The organism is Falsiroseomonas oryziterrae, assembly GCF_021864505.1.
GTDB classification, from domain to species: Bacteria; Pseudomonadota; Alphaproteobacteria; order Acetobacterales; family Acetobacteraceae; genus Falsiroseomonas; species Falsiroseomonas oryziterrae.
In genome coordinates this window covers 1-4,649 of record NZ_JAKJIB010000324.1, presented here as the reverse complement: position 1 = coordinate 4,649, position 4,649 = coordinate 1, and the positions used below count along the sequence as shown (strand labels likewise).

At 73.8% G+C, this 4,649-nt stretch carries 5 protein-coding genes; 1 reads left to right on the top strand and 4 read right to left on the bottom strand.

Annotated features, from left to right (window positions below; genetic code table 11):
• From L2I40_RS19295 to L2I40_RS19280, 4 genes are all read right to left on the bottom strand, one after another.
• Positions 1–745 (bottom strand): ATP-binding cassette domain-containing protein (locus L2I40_RS19295; RefSeq protein WP_237216810.1); only part of this gene is annotated, 745 nt, incomplete at its 3' end.
• Positions 742–1,551, bottom strand: coding sequence for an ABC transporter permease (locus tag L2I40_RS19290; protein WP_237216809.1), 810 nt, complete (start codon positions 1,549–1,551; stop codon positions 742–744). The genes L2I40_RS19295 and L2I40_RS19290, both read right to left, overlap by 4 nt.
• A 6-nt stretch (positions 1,552–1,557) precedes the next feature.
• Positions 1,558–2,502 (bottom strand): ABC transporter permease, encoded by a 945-nt coding sequence (locus tag L2I40_RS19285; RefSeq protein WP_237216808.1) that lies wholly within the window; start codon positions 2,500–2,502, stop codon positions 1,558–1,560.
• A 33-nt stretch (positions 2,503–2,535) separates the two neighbouring features.
• Entirely contained in the window at positions 2,536–4,089 is a 1,554-nt protein-coding gene (locus tag L2I40_RS19280) for an ABC transporter substrate-binding protein (protein ID WP_237216807.1), read from the bottom strand.
• A gap of 104 nt (positions 4,090–4,193) precedes the next feature.
• Between L2I40_RS19280 and L2I40_RS19275 the strand changes: the two genes are divergently transcribed.
• The coding region (locus L2I40_RS19275; protein WP_237216806.1) for a GntR family transcriptional regulator at positions 4,194–4,649 on the top strand (456 nt) is incomplete at its 3' end.

Genomic DNA, 4,649 nt, shown 5'->3' with positions numbered 1-4,649 from the left:
GCGTGTAGCCCTCCCGCGGCCGCGCGAGCAGTTGGGCTGCCGGTCCTTCCTCGACCGCGCGGCCCGCCTGCATCACCAGCGCGCGGTCGGCGTAGCGCGAGACCAGGCCGAGGTCGTGGGTGATCAGCAGCAGCGCGCTGCCCTGCTCGCGCACCAAGTCCCTCGTCAGGTCGAGCACCTCGGCCTGGGTCAGCGTGTCGAGTGCGGTGGTCGGCTCGTCGGCGATCAGCAGCCGCGGACGGAGCAGCATGACCGAGGCGAGCATGATCCGCTGCCGCATCCCGCCCGAGAATTCGTGCGGGAAGGCGCCGAGCCGCGCGGCCGCGTCCGCGATGCCGACGCGCTCCAGCATCGCGACGCAGGCGTCGCGGCGCTGCGCGCGCGTCAGCCGCGTGTGCAGCGCGAGGCCCTCCTCCATCTGCGCGCCGACCGTATGGGCGGGGTTCAGCGACGTCATGGGCTCCTGGAAGACCATGCCGATGCCCGTGCCGCGCAGCCGCCGCAGCCGCGAGGGCGGGGCCGCCGCAAGGTCCTCGCCCCCGAGCAGGATGCGCCCGGCCGCGTGCCGCAGGCCGGGCGGCAGCAGGCCGATGACGGCACGCGCGGTGGCGGACTTGCCGGACCCGCTCTCGCCGACCAGTGCCAGCGCCTCGCGCGGGGCGAGCGAGAAGGAGAGGTCGTCCACGACGTGTCGCGCGCCGGCCGCGATGGACAGCCGCTCGACCTGCAGCAGGGGCGCGGTCATGCGCGATCCCGCGGGTCGAGCAGGTCGCGCAGCGCGTCGCCCAGCAGGTTGGCGCCGAGCAGACAGGCCGCGATCATCGCGCCGGGAGCGATGGAAAGGATCGGCGCGTCCTGCATGAAGGGCCGCGCGGAGGCGAGCATGTTGCCCCAGGTCGCCGCCGGCGGCGGCACGCCGAGGCCGAGGAAGGACAGCGCGCTCTCCGACAGGATCACCCAGCCGAACAGCGAGGTCGCCAGCACGGTGACCGGCGCGATGGTGTGCGGCAGGACGTGGCGGAGCAGCGTGTAGGATTCCGAGTTGCCCAGCGCGCGCGACGCCTCCACGAACTCCCGCTCGCGGATGGAGAGGACCGTGCCGCGCACCACGCGCGCGACGGTCGGCGCATAGGCCAGCCCAAGCGCCAGCACGATGCCCCAGCGCGACGGCCCCATCACCGCCAGCAGCCCGAGCGCCAGCAGGATCCCAGGGAAGGCGAGCAGCGTGTCGTTCAGCGCGCCGAGCACGCGGTCCACCCAGCCGCGCAGGTAGCCGCCCGCAAGCCCGATCGCCAGGCCGAGCAGCAGCGCCACGACCACCGTCGCCGCCGCCACCGTCACGCTGGTGACGGCCCCCGTCATCAGCCGGGAGAGCACGTCGCGGCCGAATTCGTCCGTGCCCAGCCAGTATTCGGCCGAGGGCGGGCGCAGCCGGCGGCGGAGATTGGTCCGCACCGGGTCGTAGGGAGTCCATACCAGCGCGACCGCCGCCACCGCCAGCACGAAGCCGAGCAGCGCCCCGCCGATCGCCAGGTTGGGACGCAGCCGCATGCCTCCTCAGCCCGCTGTCACGCGCGGGTCGAAGACCGGATAGAGCAGGTCCACGGCCAGGTTCACGGCGACGTAGATCGCTGCGACGAACAGCATCACGCCCTGGATCACCGGGTAGTCGCGCGCGAAGATCGCATCGACCAGCAGCCGGCCGAGGCCGGGCAGGGTGAAGACCGTCTCGATCACCGCGATGCCGCCGAGCAGGTTGCCGAGCACGAGGCCGATCAGCGTCAGCGTCGGCGCGAAGGCGTTGGGGAAGACGTGATGCGACAGCACCCGGCCTTCGGGCACGCCCTTGGCGCGGGCATGCGCGACGTAGTCGAGGCGGAGGACCTCCACGGTCGAGGCACGGGCCATGCGGATCAGCACGCCCGCCTCGACCAGCGCGAGCGTGATGATGGGCAGCAGGATGGCGTGCAGGGCGCGCCACGGATCCTCGGCGAAGGGCACCCAGCCCACCACGGGCACCCAACCCAGCCACAGCCCGAACACCAGCAGCAGGATCAGCCCGAGCCAGAAGGACGGGATGGAGAGCAGGAAGGTGGCCGCCGCGACCGTCGCGACATCCGTCAGCGAATCCTGCTTCCACGCCGCCAGCATGCCGAGCGGCACGGCGAGCAGCGCGGCGGCACCGACCGCGGCCAGCACGATCGGCGCGGTGACGGCGAAGCGGTCGAGCAGCAGGGGCCCGACCGCCTCGCCGTTCGTGATGGAGTGGCCGAGGTCGCCCGCCGCCACGCGCTCCAGCCACAGCAGGAACTGCACCGGCAGCGGGCGGTCCAGGCCGAGCGATGCGCGGAGATCGGCCACCGCCTCCGGCGTCGCGGCGTCGCCCAGGATCAGCGTCGCCGGATCGCCGGGCACGGCCCGCATCAGGAAGAAGACGGCGGCGGCGACCAGCAGCAGCGTGGGCAGCGCGACCAGCAGCCGCCGCAGGACGTAGCCGGCCACCCGGCTAGCGCCCGGCGGGGATGCGGCGCCGCGTCACCGCTGGATCCTGACGCCCCAGGCGCGCGGCGCGTCCACCGCCCAGCTGCCGAAGCCCTGGACGTGGCGCGGCGTCACGCCGTGGGTGACCGAGGAATAGAGCGCCACGATCGGCACCTCCTCCAGCAGGCGGCGGTGCATCGCCTCGAAGGTGGCGCGGCGGCGGGCGGGGTCGGTCTCGCGCATGGTCTGGTCGAGCATCGCCTGGACCTCCGGATCGTCCCAGGCCTTGCGCGGCTGGGTCGCCTTGGGGCCGGTGAACATCTCGAAGGAGAGCGACGGGTCGAGCCGGGCCGAGAAGCCGAAGGCCATCATCTGGTAGTCGCCGCGCGTGTAGCGATCGAGCTGCGTCGCCCATTCCAGCACCTCGAGCTCGCTCTCGATGCCGGCGTCGCGCAGCATGTCCTGCACCAGGACCGCGATCTCGTAGAAGGCCTCGTAGCGGCGCGTGGTCACGATGCGCAGCCGCTGGCCGCGATAGCCGGCCTCGGCGGCCAGGCGCCGCGCCTGCGCGACGTCGCGCGCCGGCACCTCGGCCATCGCGGGGGTGAAGAAGGAGGATGAGACCGGGATCGGCGCGCGCGACGGGCGCGAGGTGCCCTCGCTGACCGCGCGCACCAGCTCCGGCACGTCGAGCGCGAGCGCGATGGCGCGGCGCATCCGCACATCCTGCAGCAGCGGGTCGCGCGTCTGCATCAGCAGCACCTGCAGGTCCATCGACGCCGCGGAATGGACGGAGATGCCAGGCCGCTGGCGCAGCTCCGGCAGGTCGCGGGAGCGCGCATCGGGCAGGATGTCGATGTTGCCCGCCAGCAGCGCGGCGCGCGCCGCCGCGTCGTCGGGGATCACGGTGAAGCGGACGCGCTCCACCATCGGCGCCTTGTTCCCCGCGAGGCCGTCCGGCGTGCCGGGCAGCGCGGCGTAGCCTTCGAAGCGCGTCAGCTCCACGAACTGCCCGCGGCGCCATTCGCCGAGCCGGAAGGGCCCGGTGCCGACCGGCGCGCGCCAGGACCCGTCCGCATTCAGGCTGTCGCGGTGCCAGATGCCGGTCTGCCCGCAATCGGGCCGCGCCAGCATGGTCAGGAATAGCGCCGAGGGCTGCTCCAGCCGGATCACCACGGTGCGCTCGTCGGGCGTCTCCACGGCGGTGATGCGCGTCACTGCCGAATCGAGGTCGGGGCGGCAGCGCCAGTTCGTCTCGCGCCGCATGTAGCGCTGCATGGCGAAGGCGACATCGGCCGAGGTCAGCGGCTGGCCGTTGTGGAAGCGCACGCCCTGGCGGAGCGGGAAGGTGTAGGTGCGCCCGTCCTCGGACACCTCCACGCGCTCGGCCAGCATCGGCGCGACGGAGGCGTCGGCCCGCAGCGCGACGAGCCCCTCCACCACGTGCCAGACGATGCCGTCGGTGTTGGCATCGCGGTTCACGCCTGGATCAGTGGAGCGGATGTCGGCGTTCAGCCGGATGCGCAGCGTTTCCTGCGCCGCGGCGGGCGCAGCGAGGGCGAGCGACGAAGCGGCGGCGAACGCCGCGAGCAGCGCGCGGAGGCGCATGGTCCCGAACCCCTCTCCCGTCACGACCGGGCCGCCCAGCCGATGTCCGGCCCGGTTCTTCGTTTGCACAGAATACCAAAGCGGCGCTAGACACAAGGCCGACCATGTCGGCGCCCGCGACCCACCTCCATCACGACCTCGCCCGCGCGGCGCGCGCGCTCTTCCTGGCCGAGGGCACGGCCCCGGGCACGCGGGTGGCAGAGGCCGCGCTGGCCGCGCGGCTCTCGGTCTCGCGCACGCCGGTGCGCGCGGCGCTGCGCCTGCTGGAGGAAGCCGGCGTCACGCGACGCCAGGGCCGGGCCATGGTGGTGGCCGATCCCAGGCGCGACCTGCCGGAAGCCGCCGGCGCCGACCCGGCCGAGGAACTGGCCGTCGCCATCGCCCGTGCGCGCGCCGAGGGCCGGCTTGCCGATGCGCTGCGGGAGGCCGATGTGATGCGGGCCTTCGGCCAGCCGCGAGGCGTCGTCGCGCGGGCGCTGGGGCGGCTCGCCGGCCTCGGCGTCGTCGCGCGGAACCCGGCGCAGGGCTGGCATTTCGCGCCGGGCCTCGCCAGCGCGGAG

Excerpts from the sequence above, each read along its gene's own strand:
- L2I40_RS19290 (WP_237216809.1), bottom strand. The coding sequence starts at position 1,551 with ATGCGGCTGCGTCCCAACCTGGCGATCGGCGGGGCGCTGCTCGGCTTC.
- L2I40_RS19280 (WP_237216807.1), bottom strand. The coding sequence starts at position 4,089 with ATGCGCCTCCGCGCGCTGCTCGCGGCGTTCGCCGCCGCTTCGTCGCTC.